Origin of the sequence: Ramlibacter sp., assembly GCF_035627355.1 — a bacterium.
GTDB lineage: Bacteria > Pseudomonadota > Gammaproteobacteria > Burkholderiales > Burkholderiaceae_C > Ramlibacter.
Map to the genome: position 1 here is coordinate 37,186 of NZ_DASPLW010000014.1, position 15,938 is coordinate 53,123.

Below are 15,938 nucleotides of genomic sequence, written 5' to 3' on the forward strand. Positions count from 1 at the left end.
CCCGTAACGCTGTTGCCGCTGTGATGGGGGTATATTGTGCGTGCTGTCCGGTTCCCTGTTGGCCGTGTGTCGAAAGGAGTGGCTGTTGAAGGTCTTGAAGCTGTCCGCCCAAGGACTGCCCCAGTCCTGGATCTCGCTGGAGCAGGCCGTGCTGCATTACGCGGCCGATGAGGTGCGCTGGGAAGTCGGCGCCCAGGTGGCCGTGTTCCGCGGCGGGCACAACGCGCTGACCGGCGAGCAGTCGATCATCACCGTCAACAGCATCATCGGCACCAAGGGCGTGCCCAACATCAACCCCTTCGAGCTCAAGCCGGGGCTGACCAATGCCAAGCTGTTCGCGCGCGACCGCAACATCTGCGCCTATTGCGGCACCCGCCACCGCGAGGACGAGCTGACGCGCGAGCACATCATCCCGTTCGCCCAGAACGGCAAGGACCACTGGATGAACGTGGTCACCGCCTGCCGCGCCTGTAACCACCGCAAGAGCAACCGCACGCCCGAACAGGCCCGCATGCCCTTGCTGTACGCGCCCTACGTGCCTAGCCTGTGGGAGGACTTCATCCTGCGCAACCGCCGCATCCTGGCGGACCAGATGGAGTTCCTGATGGCGCACCTGCCCAAGAACTCCCGGCTCCACTCGTAGCGAGCCCGCCCGCGCACCGCGGGCCGCCATCCTGCCTAGTAGGTGAGCTCGAGCACGCTGACGTGGTCGTCCGCCAGCGGCCAGCTGCGGCCGACCACCCGCTCGCCGTTGAACTCGGCCACCAGCGTGCGCGGCGGGCCGGCCGGGCGGATGCGCGAGGAGGACACGCCGGCGCCGGGCAGGGCGCCCGGCGGCGGGGACTGGCCGTCGAAGGACATGCGGTCGCGCGCCGGATCGAAGTAGCCGCGCGGGCGGGTCAGGATCGCCAGCGCCGGTGCGCTGCGGTCGGCCTGCGCGATCCGCTCGGGACGCAGGTTGACCAGGCTGCTGGAGCGCGGGAACGGGCTGCGGTAGATGTGCGTGGTGGCGTAGCCGGGGGCCGCGACTACGAATTCGAGGTGCGCCTTGGGGTCGGCCCGCAAGGGGCCCCAGCGTCCGTCGGCCCCGACTACTTGCTCGAGCAGCGCCGCGCCGCGCCGTTCGCCGGTGGACGGGTCGACCGCGTACACCGCCAGCTGCGCGCCGGGCAGCGGGAGGTTGTTGGCGAAGTTGCCGGAGGCCGGATCCACCGGGGACAGGCCCAGGCCGCTCACCTTGCCGGAGAGCACCGCCACCGGCTCCGGCACGATGGCCTGCGTGGCCGGCGCGCGCCCCGTGAGGAACTGGAAGGTCGCCGCGAACGCGGCCGGCGAGAACGAGGTCTCGCGGTGGTCGACCCGCGGCAGCACGACGTTGGTCGCGCCCTTGAGCTCGGGCCCGGCCGCAGTGACGTGGGTGGGTTGCCCGCGGCGGCCGATCCACATGCCGTCCGGCTGGGCGAACTTGTCGTTGCCGTCGGAGCGGATGGTCATCCACTTCACCGGCCCGGCGACCTCGTCGCCCGCGGCGTTGACCGGCGCGTTCAGGGCGGTGAGGAAAGGCCCGGTGCCGTTGAACTCGCTATTCGGCAGGAACTCCTTGACGGCCCAGACGCCGTGGTTGGGCGTGCCGCCCAGCACGGCATGGCTCACCACCCGGTCGCCGCCGCCGTTGCGGATGAAGTTGCGGATCGCGTAGCCGCCGCGCGAGTTGCCGACCAGCACGACCTGGCGGGCCCCCGTGGCCTTTAGCACCTTGTCGACCTCGGCCTTCAGGAAGGCCATGTGCTCCGCCGTGGACGTGCGGCCCGGCTGTGCCCGGGTGTCGTCGTCGCGTGCCAGCGGGTAGGGCAGGTCGATCGCATGCAGGCGCTCGCGCGGCCAGCCGTTCGATTCGAAGCGCCACAGCACGGTCTGCCAGATGGAGGCGCTGTCGCCGTTGCCGTGGACGAACACGATGGGCGGCAGCTCCGCCTGCACGCCAGGCCGGCCGGCACAGGCCGACAGCAGGGCGGCCGAGGCCGCGGCCGCCAGCAGCGCGCGGCGCCGGATCGTGGCGCCGGCGCCGGCGGCGGGCCGCGCCGGGCGCGTCACGCGAAGACTCCGGCGGTGTCCTGCATGCGGGCCGACACCTCGCCCAGCTGGTGCAGGGTGTCGCCCCAGGTCATCTCCAGCTGGGTGAGCTTCTTGAAGTAGTGGCTGCCCACGTATTCGTCGGTCACGCCGATGCCACCGTGCAGCTGCACCGAGTTCTGGCCGACGAAGCGCATGCTGACGTTCAGCTGGTACTTGGCCCGCGCCAGGGCGCGCCGGCGTTCGGCCGTAGGCGCGTTGAGCTTGAGCGAGGCGTAGTAGCTCATCGAGCGGGCCAGCTCCTGCTGCATCTTCATGTCGGCCATGCGGTGGCGCAGCGCCTGGAAGCTGGCGATCGGCACGCCGAACTGCTTGCGCGTGTTCATGTACTCGGCGGTCAGCTCCATGGTGCGGTCGATCGCGCCCACGCCTTCGGCGCAGGTGGCGGCGATGCCGATGTCGGCGGCGTGCTCCAGGGCCGTGAGGCCGTCGGCGGTGACCAGCGTGGCGGGCGCCTGCGCGAAGCGCACTTCGGCGGCGCGGCTGCCGTCGACGGTGACGTAGCCGCTGGCGTCCACGCCGCCGCCGGCGCGCTCGACCAGGAACAGCGCGATCCGGCCGTCGGCCATCGCCGGCACCAGCCAGGCGTCGGCGTGGTCCCCGGCCGGCACCAGGCTCTTGGCGCCGGTCACGGTCCACCCCTTGCCCTGCTGCGCGGCCTGCGTCTCGCAGAGGTCCAGGCGGTAGCGGGCCTTGCGCTCCTGGTGCGCGAGCACCACCAGCGCTTCGCCCGACGCGACCTTGGGCAGCCAGGCCGACTTCAGCGCGTCCGGCGCGTAGCCGGCCAGCACCCCGCCGGCGATCAGCGCCTGCGCGAGTGGCTCCAGCACGATGCCGCGGCCCAGTTCCTCCATCGCCACCATGGCCTCGACCGGGCCCATGCCCATGCCGCCCTGCGCCTCGGGGATGTAGAGGCCGGCCAGGCCGAGGCCGGCCAGCTCGTTCCAGGTGTCGCGGTCGAAGCCGCCGGCGCGCACCGAGGCGCGGCGGCGCTCGAAGCCGTAGCTGCGGTCCACCCACTTCCGCACGGCGTCGCGCAGTTGTTCCTGGTCGTCGGAAAAGTCGAAATCCATTCCTGCCTCCTCAGCCCAGCACGTTCTTGGAAACGATCTCGCGCTGCACCTCGTTGCTGCCGCCGTAGATCGTGGTCTTGCGCATGTTCAGGTAGGTCGCCGCCAGCGGCGCCAGCCCGACGGCGCCGCCGGGGAAGTCGCCCTGCCAGCCGGCTTCCATGGCCTCGCGGATGAAGGGCAGGCTGTAGGGCCCGCCGGCCAGCATCATCAGCTCGGTGTAGCGCTGCTGGATCTCGCTGCCCTTGATCTTCAGGAGGCCGGCGATGTCCAGCGGGTTCTTGCCCGACTTCTCGGCCGACAGCACGCGCAGCACCAGCATCTCCAGGGCCACGATGTCGACTTCCAGCCTGGCGATCTCGTCGCGGAAGCGCGTGTCCTCGTACACGCCCTCGGACTTCGCGATGCGCTTCAGGCGCTCCAGCTCGCGCTTGGCGCGATTGACGTCGGCGATGTTGGTGCGCTCGTGCGACAGCAGGTGCTTGGCGTAGGTCCAGCCCTTGTTCTCCTCGCCCACCAGGTTCTCCGCCGGCACCTCGACGTTGTCGAAGAACACCTCGTTCACCTCGTGGCCGCCGTCCATCATGATGATGGGCCGCACCGAGATGCCGGGCGCCTTCATGTCGATCAGCAGGAAGGAGATGCCGGTCTGCGGCTTGCCTTCGGTGCTGGTGCGCACCAGGCAGAAGATCCACTCGCCGTACTGGCCCAGCGTGGTCCAGGTCTTCTGGCCGTTGACGATGTACTTGTCGCCGCGGCGCTCGGCACGGGTCTTGAGCGAGGCCAGGTCGGAGCCCGCGCCGGGCTCGCTGTAGCCCTGGCTCCACCACACCTCGCCGCTGGCGATGCCGGGCAGGAAGCGCTTGTGCTGCTCGGGCGAACCGAAGGCCATGATCACCGGCGCCACCATCACCGGCCCGAAGGGCACGATGCGCGGCGCGCCGGCCAGCGCGCACTCTTCCTCGAACAGGTGCTTCTGCACGGCGGTCCAGCCGGGGCCACCGAACTCCTTGGGCCAGCCGTAGCCGAGCCAGCCCTTCTTGCCCAGGATCTTCGCCCAGCGCTGCATGTCGTCGCGCGTCAGGTGGAGGCTGTTGTGCACCTTCTGCGAGATGTCGGCGGGCAGGTTCTCGCGCACCCAGGCGCGGATCTCGTCCCGGAAGCGTTGTTCCTCGGGGGTGAAAGCCAAATCCATCGTGCTCGTCTCCAGCGTCTGTCCAGCGTTCGTTTCTAGCACGCCCGTGCTATTGCGGCTGTCCGTGGCGTGACAAGCGGAACGCGCCCGGCCGCGACGGACGGCTGGGGATAATCGCCGCCGGCATGAAGAACATCGTGATCCTGATTTCCGGCGGCGGCTCCAACATGGCGGCCATCGTGCGCGCGGCCCGGCAGCGGCAATGGGAGCAGCGCTACGGTGCGCGGGTGGCGGCGGTGATCAGCAACCGGCCCGACGCCGGCGGCCTGGCGTTCGCGCGCGAGCAGCAGATCGCCACCGACGTGGTCGACCACAAGCGCTTCGAGTCGCGCGAGGCCTTCGACGCCGAGCTGGCCGTAGTGATCGACCGCCACCAGCCGGCGCTGGTGGTGCTGGCCGGCTTCATGCGGATCCTGACGCCGGGCTTCGTGGCGCGCTACCAGGGCCGGCTGATCAACATCCATCCGTCGCTGCTGCCGGCCTTCCCGGGCCTGCACACCCATAGGCGGGCGCTGGAGGCCGGCTGCCGCGTCGCCGGTGCCAGCGTGCACCAGGTGACGGCCGAGCTGGACTTCGGCCCCATCCTCGAGCAGGCAGTGGTGCCGGTGCTGCCCGGCGATACCGAGCAATCGCTGGCGGCGCGCGTACTGACGCAGGAACACCTGATCTATCCGCGAGCCGTCGAGTCGTTGCTGCGGGCGGGGCTCTGAGCCATGCATCCCAAGGCGCTGCTGCAGGCGTGCAGCGACCTGCTGGAGCAGGTCCTGAAGTTCGAGCATCCGACCGACGCGGTGGTGGCGCGCTGGATGCGCGAGCACCGCAACCTGGGTCCGCGCGAGCGGGCCACGCTGGCCGACACGGTCTATGCGGTGCTGCGCCGGAAGCTGCTGTTCGAGCACCTGGCGCCGTCCGGCAGCGGACCGCGGGCGCGCCGCCTGGCCATCCTCGGCTTCCCCGGTCCGCGCGACTTCCTGGCCGCCGCGCTCGACGAGCAGGAGAAGCGCTGGCTGGCCCAGTGCGACGCCGTCGACCCGAATGAGCTGCTCGACCGCCACCGGCACAACCTGCCCGACTGGCTGGCCCAGCCGCTGCGCGAGCAGCTCGGCGACGAGTTCTGGCCGCTGGCCGACAGCCTGTTCGAGCCGGCGCCGCTGGACCTGCGGGTCAACGTCCTGACCGACAAGCGCGAGGACGTGCGCCACGAACTCGGGCTGGCCGGCATCGAGAGCGAGCCCACGCCGTATTCGCCCTGGGGCCTGCGGCTGGCGGGCAAGCCGGCGCTGGGCCGGCTGGACGCCTTTGCCCGCGGTGCCATCGAGGTGCAGGACGAGGGCTCGCAACTGCTGGCCCTGCTGCTGGAGGCGCGCCGCGGCGAGATGGTGGTGGATTTCTGCGCCGGCGCCGGTGGCAAGACGCTGGCGCTGGGCGCGGCCATGCGCAACACCGGCCGGCTCTATGCCTTCGACACCTCGGCGCACCGGCTGGACGCCCTCAAGCCGCGGCTGGCGCGCAGCCGGCTCAGCAATGTGCACCCGGCGGCGATCGCGCACGAGCGCGACGAACGCATCAAGCGGCTGGCCGGCAAGATCGACCGGGTGATCGTCGACGCGCCCTGCTCGGGCCTGGGCACGCTGCGCCGCAACCCGGACCTCAAGTGGCGCCAGGGCCCGGAGGTGGTGCAGGAGATGGCAACCCGTCAGGCCGCCATCCTGCGCAGCGCGGCCCGGCTGCTCAAGCCCGGCGGGCGGCTGGTCTATGCCACCTGCAGCGTGCTGCCGGCGGAGAACGAGGCGATCGCCGAAGCCTTCAGCGCCGAGAACGCTGCCTTCGCCCCCGTGCCGGTGGGCGGCATCCTCCAGCACCTGGGCATCGCGGCCCAGGGCCTGACCAGTGGCGGGGAGGGCGGCGAGCGGTACCTGCGACTGTGGCCGCACCGGCATCGCACCGACGGCTTCTTCGCCGCCGCCTGGCAGAGGAACTGAGCCGCGGCGGGGCACCGGGCGCCCTGCAAAAAGTGGACGCCGGGCGGGCAATGACGCCGTCAGCAGGGAAATTGCGCTCCGGGAGGAACTGTCTTGCCTAAAATCAATCGGATGGGTTGCGGCGCCCCGCCGCCCCTTGCCTGAAAGAGATCCCCGAAACATGTTGCTTCCCGAGTGGGCCGTCCTGGACGCGGCCATCGACTGGCTGGCCCACGGCCTGTGGAACCTGTCGTGGTGGCAGATCGTGCTGTACACGCTGGCCACCACCCACGTGACGATCGCCGCCGTCACCATCTTCCTGCACCGGACCCAGGCGCACCGCGCCATGGACCTGGGGCCGATTCCCTCGCACTTCTTCCGCTTCTGGCTGTGGCTGGGCACCGGCATGGTGACCAAGGAATGGGTCGCCATCCACCGCAAGCACCACGCCAAGTGCGAGACGCCGGACGATCCGCACAGCCCGCAGACGCGCGGCATCGACACCGTGCTGTGGCGCGGCTCCGAGCTGTATCGCGAAGAGGCGAAGAACCAGGAGACGCTGGCGAAGTACGGCCACGGCACGCCCGATGACTGGATGGAGCGCAACGTCTACACGCGCCACAGCGTGCTCGGCGTGAGCCTGATGCTGCTGCTGGACGTCGCCCTGTTCGGCGCGGCCGGCCTGACGGTGTGGGCGGTCCAGATGCTCTGGATCCCGATCACCGCCGCCGGCGTGATCAACGGCATCGGCCACTACTGGGGCTACCGCAACTTCGAGGCGCCCGACGCCAGCACCAACATCTCGCCCTGGGGCGTGCTGATCGGCGGTGAGGAACTGCACAACAACCACCACACCTACCCGACCTCGGCGCGGTTCTCGGTCAAGCCCTATGAATTCGACATCGGCTGGGTCTACATCCAGCTGATGCAGAAGCTGGGCTGGGCCCGGGTCAAGAAGGTCCCGCCCAAGCTGCGCCTGGGCGCCATCAGGCCGGTGGCCGACGAGAAGACACTGGAGGCGGTGATCGCCCACCGCTACGAGGTGATGGCGGGCTACGGGCGCGAGATGCGCCGCGCCTGCAAGGCCGAGATCGCGCTGCTCAAGCAGAAGAAGGCCGACCTGTCGCCGCTCAAGGCCGCCAAGCGCTGGCTGCACCGCGACGCCGAGCGCGTGCCCGCGTCGGCCCGCGCCAAGCTGGAACTGGCCCGCGCCAACCATCCCGTGCTGGACCAGATGGTCACCATGCGCGAGGAACTGCGCCAGCTCTGGCTCAACACCTCGCAGTCGCGCGAGCAGCTTGCCGCCGACCTGCAGGCCTGGTGCCGCCGCGCCGAGGAGAGCGGGATCGAGGCGCTGCGCCAGTTCTCGCTGAAGCTGCGGGCGGTCAACGCCTGAGCCTGGGGACCCGCGCCCCGCGGGGCCCCACCCGGAAACGAAAAAGCCCCGCAATGCGGGGCTTTTTTCTGGTTCCCCGACTTCGCGGGGACAAGCCGAAGCGGCTTACTTCAGCTTGGTTTCCTTGTACTCGACGTGCTTGCGAGCCTTCGGGTCGAACTTCATGATCGACATCTTCTCGGGCATCGTCTTCTTGTTCTTGCTGGTCGTGTAGAAGTGGCCGGTGCCCGCCGTGGACTCCAGCTTGATCTTTTCGCGTCCGCCTTTGCTGGCCATGTCGTGCTCCTATCAGGCTTGGCCGCGGGCCCGCAGGTCCGCCAGCACGGTTTCGATGCCCTTCTTGTCGATGAGGCGCAGGCCGGCATTGGAAATGCGCAGGCGCACCCAGCGGTTCTCGCTCTCGACCCAGAAACGGCGGTATTGCAGGTTCACTTCGAACCGGCGCTTGGTCTTGTTGTTGGCGTGGGAAACGTTGTTCCCCACCATCGGGCCCTTGCCCGTCACTTCGCAGACGCGTGCCATGAGCACTCCATTCGCATAACGGCGGCCACTGGCGGCTGCTGCGCATCGCGCACCAGCCTCGCGGCCTGCCTCACCTCGCCAGTCGGGTGGCGGTAACCCATCCGCCGGTGCGACCTTCCCAGGCCGCAGATCCGGCAAAGCCGCAGATTATAGCCTGCGCCCGGGTCAGGCCTCCTGCTCCAGGAACCGCTGGGCGTCCAGCGCCGCCATGCAGCCCGTGCCGGCACTGGTGATGGCCTGCCGGTAGACATGGTCCTGCACGTCGCCGGCGGCGAACACGCCGGGCACGCTGGTCATGGTGGCGAAGCCGTTCAGCCCGGAGCGGGTGAGGATGTAGCCGTCCTTCATCTCCAGCTGGCCCTTGAAGATCTCGGTGTTGGGCTGGTGGCCGATCGCCACGAAGAAGCCCTGGGTCTTCAGGTCCTCGGTCGCGCCGGTCTGCGTGTCCTTCAGGCGCACGCCGGTGACGCCGCTGTCGTCGCCCAGCACCTCGTCCACGGTCTTGAAGAGCCTGAGCTCGATCTTGCCGGCGGCGACCTTCTCCATCAGCTTGTCGACCAGGATGGGCTCGGCCCGGAACTTGTCGCGGCGGTGGATCAGGTACACCTTGCTGGCGATGTTGGACAGGTACAGCGCCTCTTCCACGGCCGTGTTGCCGCCGCCGACCACGCTGGTGACCTGCTCGCGGTAGAAGAAGCCGTCGCAGGTGGCGCAGGCGCTCACGCCCTTGCCCATGAAGTGCTGCTCGGAGGGCAGGCCCAGGTACTTGGCCGAGGCCCCCGTGGCGATGATCAGCGCGTCGCAGGTGTACTCGCCGCTGTCGCCCTTGAGCGTGAACGGCCGCTTGGACAGGTCCACGGCATTGATGTGGTCGAACACGATTTCCGTCTTGAAGCGCTCGGCGTGCTCCAGGAAGCGCTGCATCAGTTCGGGACCCTGCACGCCGTTGACGTCGGCCGGCCAGTTGTCGACGTCGGTGGTGGTCATCAGCTGGCCGCCCTGGGCGATGCCGGTGATCAGCAGAGGCTGGAGGTTGGCGCGCGCGGCATAGACGGCGGCGGTGTAGCCGGCGGGGCCGGAACCGAGGATCAGGACTTGGGCGTGGCGGGTGGTCATGGTGCTTCTGGGCCTGTGTGGAAAGTCACAGGCCGGTGTACATTTCGGGACGAAGCCACCCTTATCAAGCGCCCCTCTCGCAGCGGGCACCTGGGCGCTTCAATCCCGTCGATTGTAAGAACCGATTGCGCTGCCACTCGTGGAGGGAACCGGATGTCGATGCTGTCCAACCTGGAGCTGATCCGCCGCGTCCCGCTGTTCGCACTGCTCACATCCAACCAGGCCGAGTCGGTCGCCGACGCCGTCGTCAAGCGCCGCTTCAAGCGCGGCGAAACCATCGTCGAGCAGGGCGAGAAGTCCAACACCCTGTTCATCATCCTGACCGGCCGGGTGCGCGTGGTCACCTCCGACAAGCGCGGCCGTGAAGTGATCCTCGCCACGCTGAACCCGGGCGACTACATCGGCGAGATGAGCCTGATCGACAACGACGCCCACTCGGCCACCGTGCGCGCCGAGGTGCAGACCGACATGCTGGCGCTCGGCCGCTCCGAGTTCGCGCGCTGCCTGCCCGAGAACAGCTCGATGGCCTACGCCATCATGAAGGGCCTGGTGCAACGCCTGCGCCAGGCCGACCGCAAGATCGAGTCGCTCGCGCTCATGGACGTGTATGGCCGGGTGGCACGCGCGCTGCTCGAGTTCGCCGTGCCCGACCGCGAGGGCAACAACGTGATCCGCGAGCGCATCTCGCGCCAGGACATCGCCAAGATGGTCGGCGCCTCGCGCGAGATGGTCAGCCGGGTGATGAAGGACCTGGAGGACCGCGGCTTCGTGGAGACGCGCGAGGACGGCTCCATGCTGGTGAAGGACCGGCTCAGCACACTGGGCTGACGCGCCGGCGCGTCGCCGCGGTGGCGTTGCACATCCGTCACGCGAATTGGCGTACCGCTGAGCCCGGCGGTAAGCTTCGCGCCGGATGACGTATTCGCTCGACACACTCTCGAAATCCGGTTCTGCCGCTGCCGGCACTGCCCGTCCCCCCGTCCGCTTCGCCCACGAGATCGCCCTGGTGATCGGTGGCGCCGCCCTGCTGTTCTGGTTGCTCGCCCTGGCCAGCTACGCCCCCGAGGATCCCGCGTTCTCCACCTCCGGCACCGGCTCGCCCATCGCCAACTGGGGTGGCCGGCTGGGCGCCTGGCTGGCGGACGCGAGCTACTTCCTGCTCGGCTTCTCCGCGTGGTGGTGCCTCGCCGCCGGGCTGCGGGCGTGGCTCTCGACACTCGCCCGCTGGATGCGGGGCGACAGCAGCGCGCCGCAGGGATTCGTCCGCGGCCGGCTGGCGTTCTGGCTGGGGCTAGCGGCCCTGCTGTGCGCCAGCACCGGGCTGGAGTGGTCGCGCCTGTACCGGCTGGAGACCCTGCTGCCGGACCATGCCGGTGGCGCGCTGGGCTACCTGGTCGGCCCGGCCGCCGTGCAGTGGCTGGGCTTCGCGGGCTCCGGCCTGGTGTTCGTGGCCGTCGGCGTGCTGGGCGCCGCGCTGGTGTTCCGCTTCTCCTGGGCCCACGTGGCCGAGCGCATAGGCGCGCGCATCGAGACCTTCATCGAGTCGCGCCGCGAGAAGCGCGAGATCGCGCAGGACCTGGCGCTGGGCCAGCAGGCCGCGCGCGAGCGGCAGGAGACCGTGCAGGAGGAGCGCACCGAGGTCGAGCTGCACCATCCCACGCCGGTGCTGATCGAGCCCGTGCTGGTGGAGGTGCCGCGCAGCGAACGCGTGGTGAAGGAGCGCCAGAAGCCGCTGTTCACCGAGCTGCCCGACAGCAAGCTGCCGCAGGTCGACCTGCTCGACGGCGCGCAGGCGCGCCAGGAGACCGTCTCGCCCGAGACGCTGGAGATGACCTCGCGCCTGATCGAGAAGAAGCTCAAGGACTTCGGCGTCGAGGTGCGGGTGGTGGTGGCCCAGCCCGGCCCGGTGATCACGCGCTACGAGATCGAGCCGGCCACCGGCGTGAAGGGCTCGCAGGTGGTGAACCTGGCCAAGGACCTGGCGCGCTCGCTGTCGCTGGTGTCCATCCGCGTGATCGAGACCATCCCCGGCAAGAACTACATGGCGCTGGAACTGCCCAACGCCAAGCGGCAGTCGATCCGGCTCTCGGAGATCCTGGGCTCGCAGGTCTACCACGAGGCCAAGTCGATGCTCACCCTGGGCCTGGGCAAGGACATCGTCGGCAACCCGGTGGTGGCCGACCTCGCCAAGATGCCGCACGTGCTGGTGGCCGGCACCACCGGCTCGGGCAAGTCGGTGGGCATCAACGCGATGATCCTGTCGCTGCTGTACAAGGCCGAGGCGCGCGACGTGCGCCTGCTGATGATCGACCCCAAGATGCTGGAGATGTCGGTCTACGAGGGCATCCCGCACCTGCTGGCGCCGGTGGTCACCGACATGAAGCAGGCCGCCCACGGCCTGAACTGGTGCGTGGCCGAGATGGAGCGCCGCTACAAGCTGATGAGCAAGCTGGGCGTGCGCAACCTCGGCGGCTACAACCAGAAGATCGAGGACGCCAAGGCCAGGGGCGAGTTCATCTACAACCCGTTCAGCCTGACCCCCGACAGCCCCGAGCCGCTCGAGCGGCTGCCGCACATCGTGGTGGTGATCGACGAACTGGCCGACCTGATGATGGTGGTCGGCAAGAAGATCGAGGAGCTGATCGCGCGGCTGGCGCAGAAGGCGCGCGCCGCCGGCATCCACCTGATCCTGGCCACCCAGCGCCCCAGCGTGGACGTGATCACCGGCCTGATCAAGGCCAACATCCCGACCCGGATCGCCTTCCAGGTGTCCAGCAAGATCGACAGCCGCACCATCCTCGACCAGATGGGCGCCGAGGCGCTGCTGGGCATGGGCGACATGCTGTACATGGCCAGCGGCACCGGACTGCCGGTGCGCGTGCACGGCGCCTTCGTCAGCGACGACGAAGTGCACCGCGTCGTCGCCTATCTCAAGGAGCAGGGTGGCGAGCCCAACTACATCGAGGGCGTGCTGGAAGGCGGCACGGTCGACGACGAGGGCGGTGCCGGCGACCTGCTGGGCGAGGGCGGCGGCGAGAAGGACCCGATGTACGACCAGGCCGTGGAGGTGGTGCTGAAGAACCGCAAGGCCAGCATCTCGCTGGTGCAGCGCCACCTGAAGATCGGGTACAACCGCGCCGCGCGGCTGGTCGAGGACATGGAGAAGGCCGGCCTGGTCAGCGCCATGAACGGCCAGGGCCAGCGCGAGATCCTGGTGCCGTCCCGGGCCGAGTAACGGCTGGTTGCGAACTTCCCCGCGGCCGGGCTGACCCAAGCAGGATCGGCCTTCGCGCCACTCGACTCCATCGCATGAAGCAACTGCTCGCCCCTCTTGTCCTCGCATGTGCCGCCGCGGCCGCCCAGGCCGACGGCCTGCAGGCGCTGGAGCGATTCGTGAAGACAGCACAGACCGGCCGCGCCGATTTCACGCAGGTGGTGACTTCGCCACCCAGGGACGGCCAGGCCGCCCGCAGCAAGACTTCCACCGGCACCTTCGAGTTCGCGCGGCCCAGCCGCTTCCGATTCGACTACCGCAAGCCGTTCCAGCAGGCGCTGGTCGCCGACGGCAAGACGTTGTGGCTCTACGACGCCGACCTGAACCAGGTCACGGCGCGCCAGCAGCAGTCGGTACTGGGCAGCACGCCGGCGGCGCTGATCGCGGCGGCGCCCGACCTGGCGGCCCTGCGCAAGGACTTCGAGCTGAAGGCGGCGCCCGACAAGGACGGCCTGCAGTGGGTCCTGGCGGCGCCCCGCTCGCGCGATGGCCAGCTCACCGCGGTGCGCATCGGCTTTCGCGGCGACAAACTGGCCGTGCTGGAAATCCGGGACAGCTTCGGACAGCAGTCGGTGATGAGCTTCGACAAGCTGCAGTTGAACGTGCCGATTCCCGCCGGCACCTTCCAGTTCACGCCGCCCAAGGGCGCGGACGTGCTGCGGCAGTAGGGATGTTGCTCCTCCCCCCTCTGGGGGGAGGTTGGGAGGGGGCACGCGGGAACGCTGATCGCAGGCTGTCGCCGTGCGCGCCCCCACCCCAGCCCTCGCCCAGAGGGGGAGGGAGCAAGAACTCGCCTCTACACTCCCATCGTGCCCCAGCCCCGCGCCACCGACCACGTTCCCCTCGCCGAGCGCCTGCGACCGAAGTCGCTGGGCGAGGTCGTCGGCCAGGAGCACCTGCTGGGGGAAGGCATGCCGCTGCGCATCGCCTTCGAATCGGGACAGCCGCACAGCTGCATCCTGTGGGGCCCCCCCGGCACCGGCAAGACCACCATCGCGCGGCTGATGGCCGACGCGTTCGACGCGCAGTTCATCAGCATCAGCGCGGTACTGGGCGGCGTGAAGGACATCCGCGACGCGGTGGAGGCCGCGCAGAGGGCACGCGACGGCCTGCAGCAGCAGCGCACCATCGTGTTCGTCGACGAGGTCCACCGCTTCAACAAGAGCCAGCAGGACGCCTTCCTGCCGCACGTGGAGTCGGGGCTGTTCACCTTCATCGGCGCCACCACCGAGAACCCGTCGTTCGAGGTCAACTCCGCGCTGCTGTCGCGCGCCGCCGTGTACGTGCTGCAGCCGCTGGGCGAGGCCGAACTGCAACGGATCGTCGGCAAGGCGCAGGCGATCGGCGCCGTGCCGGCCCTCGAGGACGCGGCGCGCGACCGCCTGGTCGCTTATGCCGACGGCGATGCCCGCCGGCTGCTGAACACGCTCGAGACGCTGGCGGTGGCGGCGGCCCGGGAAGCACTGGCGCAGGTCACCGACGCCTGGCTGCTCAAGGTGCTGGGCGAGCGCATGCGCCGCTACGACAAGGGCGGTGAACAGTTCTACGACACCATCAGCGCGCTGCACAAGTCGGTGCGCGGGTCCGATCCGGATGCCGCGCTGTACTGGCTGGTGCGCATGCTCGATGGTGGCGCGGACCCGCGCTACGTCGCGCGCCGGATGATCCGCATGGCGGTGGAGGACATCGGCCTGGCCGACCCGCGGGCGCTGCGGCTGGCGCTGGACGCCACCGAGACCTACGAGCGCCTCGGCTCGCCCGAAGGTGAACTGGCGCTCGCCGAATGCGTGCTGTACCTGGCAGCGGCGCCCAAGTCGAACGCGGCGTACACGGCGTACAAGGAGGCCGTGGCCCTGGTGCGCAAGGACGGGACGCGGCCGGTGCCCATGCACCTGCGCAACGCGCCGACGCAACTGATGAAGGACCTCGACTACGGGAAGGGGTATCGCTATGCCCACGACGAGGAAGGCGGCTTCGCCGCCGGCGAGAACTACTTCCCCGAAGGCCTGCCGCCACCGCGCTTCTACCGACCGGTGGCGCGCGGGCTGGAGATCCGCATCGGTGACAAGTTGCGCGAGTTGCGCGAGCTCAATGATCAGCGCCGCTGATCGGGCATGAATCGCTGCAGCGCCAACCCATCAACGCGGGAAAACCCGGGGCGCATCCGCCCAGGAAGGCAGGGAGCGAATCGCTAAAATTGTCGAGCTCTGAACCCGCGCGCGTGCGGGTTTTTTGCTACATGGCGAGCGTGCCCACAAGGCCGCACCGCCTGACGTGAAAGCCCGTGCCAAAAGGGCCCAACCGGCGCAACACGCCCGGCCTAGAAACGGAGATACCTCGTATGGAAATCCTGCTGCAGCAGATCATCAACGGTCTGGTCCTCGGCAGCATGTATGCCCTGATCGCCCTGGGTTACACCATGGTGTACGGCATCATCAACCTGATCAACTTCGCGCACGGCGAGGTGCTCATGGTGGGCGCGCTCACCAGCTGGACCATCATCGTCGCCATGCAGGAGTCCATGCCCGGGCTGCCCGGCTGGGCGATGCTGCTGGTCGCCACGCTGATCGCCTGCGTGGTCGCCTCCGCCCTGAACTTCGCGATCGAGAAGATCGCCTACCGGCCCCTGCGCAACAGCCCCAAGCTGGCGCCGCTGATCACCGCCATCGGCATGTCGCTGCTGCTGCAGACGCTGGCGATGATCATCTTCAAGCCGAACTACAAGCCGTTCCCCACGCTGCTGCCGGTCAAGCCGTTCGAGGTCGGCGGCGCGGTGATCACCACCACGCAGATCATGATCCTCGGTCTGACGGCGGTCTCGCTGGCGGTGCTCACCTACCTGGTGAACTACACGCGCCTGGGCCGCGCGATGCGGGCCACGTCGGAGAACCCGCGGGTCGCGGCCCTGATGGGCGTCAAGCCCGACATGGTGATCTCCGCCACCTTCATCATCGGCGCCATCCTGGCCACCATCGCCGGCGTGATGTACGCATCCAACTACGGCACGGTGCAGCACACCATGGGCTTCCTGCCGGGCCTCAAGGCCTTCACCGCCGCGGTGTTCGGCGGCATCGGCAACCTGGCCGGTGCGGTCGTCGGGGGCATCCTGCTCGGGCTGATCGAGGCGATCGGCTCCGGCTACATCGGCATGCTCACCGGCGGCGTGCTGGGCAGCCACTACGCCGACATCTTCGCGTTCATCGTGCTGATCGCGGTGCTGACCCTGAGGCCGTCGGGCCTGCTGGGCGAGCGCGTGGCGGACCGCGCCTAA

At 69.3% G+C, this 15,938-nt stretch carries 15 protein-coding genes; 9 read left to right on the forward strand and 6 right to left on the reverse strand.

What is annotated here, in order from left to right:
* The first annotated feature begins 85 nt into the window (after window positions 1-85).
* Window positions 86-643 (forward strand): HNH endonuclease, encoded by a 558-nt coding sequence (locus VEC03_RS05210; protein ID WP_324913229.1) that lies wholly within the window; start codon window positions 86-88, stop codon window positions 641-643.
* Between the two features lie 35 nt (window positions 644-678).
* On the opposite strand, the gene VEC03_RS05215 is transcribed toward VEC03_RS05210, so the two are convergent.
* Genes VEC03_RS05215 through VEC03_RS05225 form a run of 3 tightly spaced genes read right to left on the reverse strand, consistent with a single transcriptional unit; the run spans window position 679 to window position 4,398 of the window.
* On the reverse strand, window positions 679-2,094 hold the full coding sequence (locus VEC03_RS05215; RefSeq protein ID WP_414708457.1) for an alpha/beta fold hydrolase: 1,416 nt from the start codon (window positions 2,092-2,094) through the stop codon (window positions 679-681).
* Window positions 2,091-3,206 (reverse strand): acyl-CoA dehydrogenase family protein, encoded by a 1,116-nt coding sequence (locus VEC03_RS05220; RefSeq protein ID WP_324913232.1) that lies wholly within the window; start codon window positions 3,204-3,206, stop codon window positions 2,091-2,093. The genes VEC03_RS05215 and VEC03_RS05220 overlap by 4 nt, the downstream gene beginning before the upstream one ends.
* Before the next feature lie 10 nt (window positions 3,207-3,216).
* Window positions 3,217-4,398, reverse strand: coding sequence for an acyl-CoA dehydrogenase family protein (locus VEC03_RS05225; protein WP_324913234.1), 1,182 nt, complete (start codon window positions 4,396-4,398; stop codon window positions 3,217-3,219).
* A gap of 125 nt (window positions 4,399-4,523) precedes the next feature.
* On the opposite strand from VEC03_RS05225, the gene purN reads away from it, so the two are divergent.
* From purN to VEC03_RS05240, 3 genes are all read left to right on the forward strand, one after another.
* Window positions 4,524-5,108: a phosphoribosylglycinamide formyltransferase gene (gene purN / locus VEC03_RS05230; RefSeq protein ID WP_324913236.1), complete on the forward strand. Its 585-nt coding sequence runs from the start codon at window positions 4,524-4,526 to the stop codon at window positions 5,106-5,108.
* A 3-nt stretch (window positions 5,109-5,111) separates the two neighbouring features.
* The gene (locus VEC03_RS05235; protein ID WP_324913238.1) at window positions 5,112-6,380 is read left to right on the forward strand and encodes an RsmB/NOP family class I SAM-dependent RNA methyltransferase; all 1,269 of its coding nucleotides are present in this window, start codon (window positions 5,112-5,114) and stop codon (window positions 6,378-6,380) included.
* A 160-nt stretch (window positions 6,381-6,540) separates the two neighbouring features.
* A complete protein-coding gene (locus tag VEC03_RS05240) occupies window positions 6,541-7,755 on the forward strand; it encodes a DesA family fatty acid desaturase (RefSeq protein WP_324913240.1) in 1,215 nt (404 codons plus the stop codon).
* Between the two features lie 105 nt (window positions 7,756-7,860).
* Here VEC03_RS05240 and rpmG read toward each other — a convergent pair whose 3' ends face one another.
* From rpmG to trxB, 3 genes are all read right to left on the reverse strand, one after another.
* Window positions 7,861-8,031, reverse strand: coding sequence for a 50S ribosomal protein L33 (gene rpmG, locus VEC03_RS05245; protein WP_055899695.1), 171 nt, complete (start codon window positions 8,029-8,031; stop codon window positions 7,861-7,863).
* Window positions 8,032-8,043: 12 nt separating this feature from the next.
* Window positions 8,044-8,277 carry a 50S ribosomal protein L28 gene (rpmB, locus tag VEC03_RS05250; RefSeq protein WP_135250611.1) on the reverse strand — a complete coding sequence of 78 codons (234 nt, stop codon included), beginning with the start codon at window positions 8,275-8,277 and terminating at the stop codon, window positions 8,044-8,046.
* 165 nt (window positions 8,278-8,442) lie between these two features.
* Window positions 8,443-9,393 (reverse strand): thioredoxin-disulfide reductase, encoded by a 951-nt coding sequence (gene trxB, locus VEC03_RS05255; RefSeq protein ID WP_324913245.1) that lies wholly within the window; start codon window positions 9,391-9,393, stop codon window positions 8,443-8,445.
* A gap of 153 nt (window positions 9,394-9,546) precedes the next feature.
* On the opposite strand from trxB, the gene VEC03_RS05260 reads away from it, so the two are divergent.
* From VEC03_RS05260 to VEC03_RS05280, 5 genes are all read left to right on the forward strand, one after another.
* Window positions 9,547-10,221: a Crp/Fnr family transcriptional regulator gene (locus VEC03_RS05260; RefSeq protein ID WP_324913247.1), complete on the forward strand. Its 675-nt coding sequence runs from the start codon at window positions 9,547-9,549 to the stop codon at window positions 10,219-10,221.
* Window positions 10,222-10,306: 85 nt separating this feature from the next.
* Window positions 10,307-12,628 carry a DNA translocase FtsK gene (locus VEC03_RS05265; protein ID WP_324913249.1) on the forward strand — a complete coding sequence of 774 codons (2,322 nt, stop codon included), beginning with the start codon at window positions 10,307-10,309 and terminating at the stop codon, window positions 12,626-12,628.
* Window positions 12,629-12,702: 74 nt separating this feature from the next.
* Entirely contained in the window at window positions 12,703-13,335 is a 633-nt protein-coding gene (lolA, locus tag VEC03_RS05270; RefSeq protein ID WP_324913251.1) for an outer membrane lipoprotein chaperone LolA, read from the forward strand.
* Between the two features lie 138 nt (window positions 13,336-13,473).
* Window positions 13,474-14,775 (forward strand): replication-associated recombination protein A, encoded by a 1,302-nt coding sequence (locus tag VEC03_RS05275; protein WP_414708458.1) that lies wholly within the window; start codon window positions 13,474-13,476, stop codon window positions 14,773-14,775.
* Window positions 14,776-15,008: 233 nt separating this feature from the next.
* Window positions 15,009-15,938 carry a branched-chain amino acid ABC transporter permease gene (locus VEC03_RS05280; protein ID WP_324913254.1) on the forward strand — a complete coding sequence of 310 codons (930 nt, stop codon included), beginning with the start codon at window positions 15,009-15,011 and terminating at the stop codon, window positions 15,936-15,938.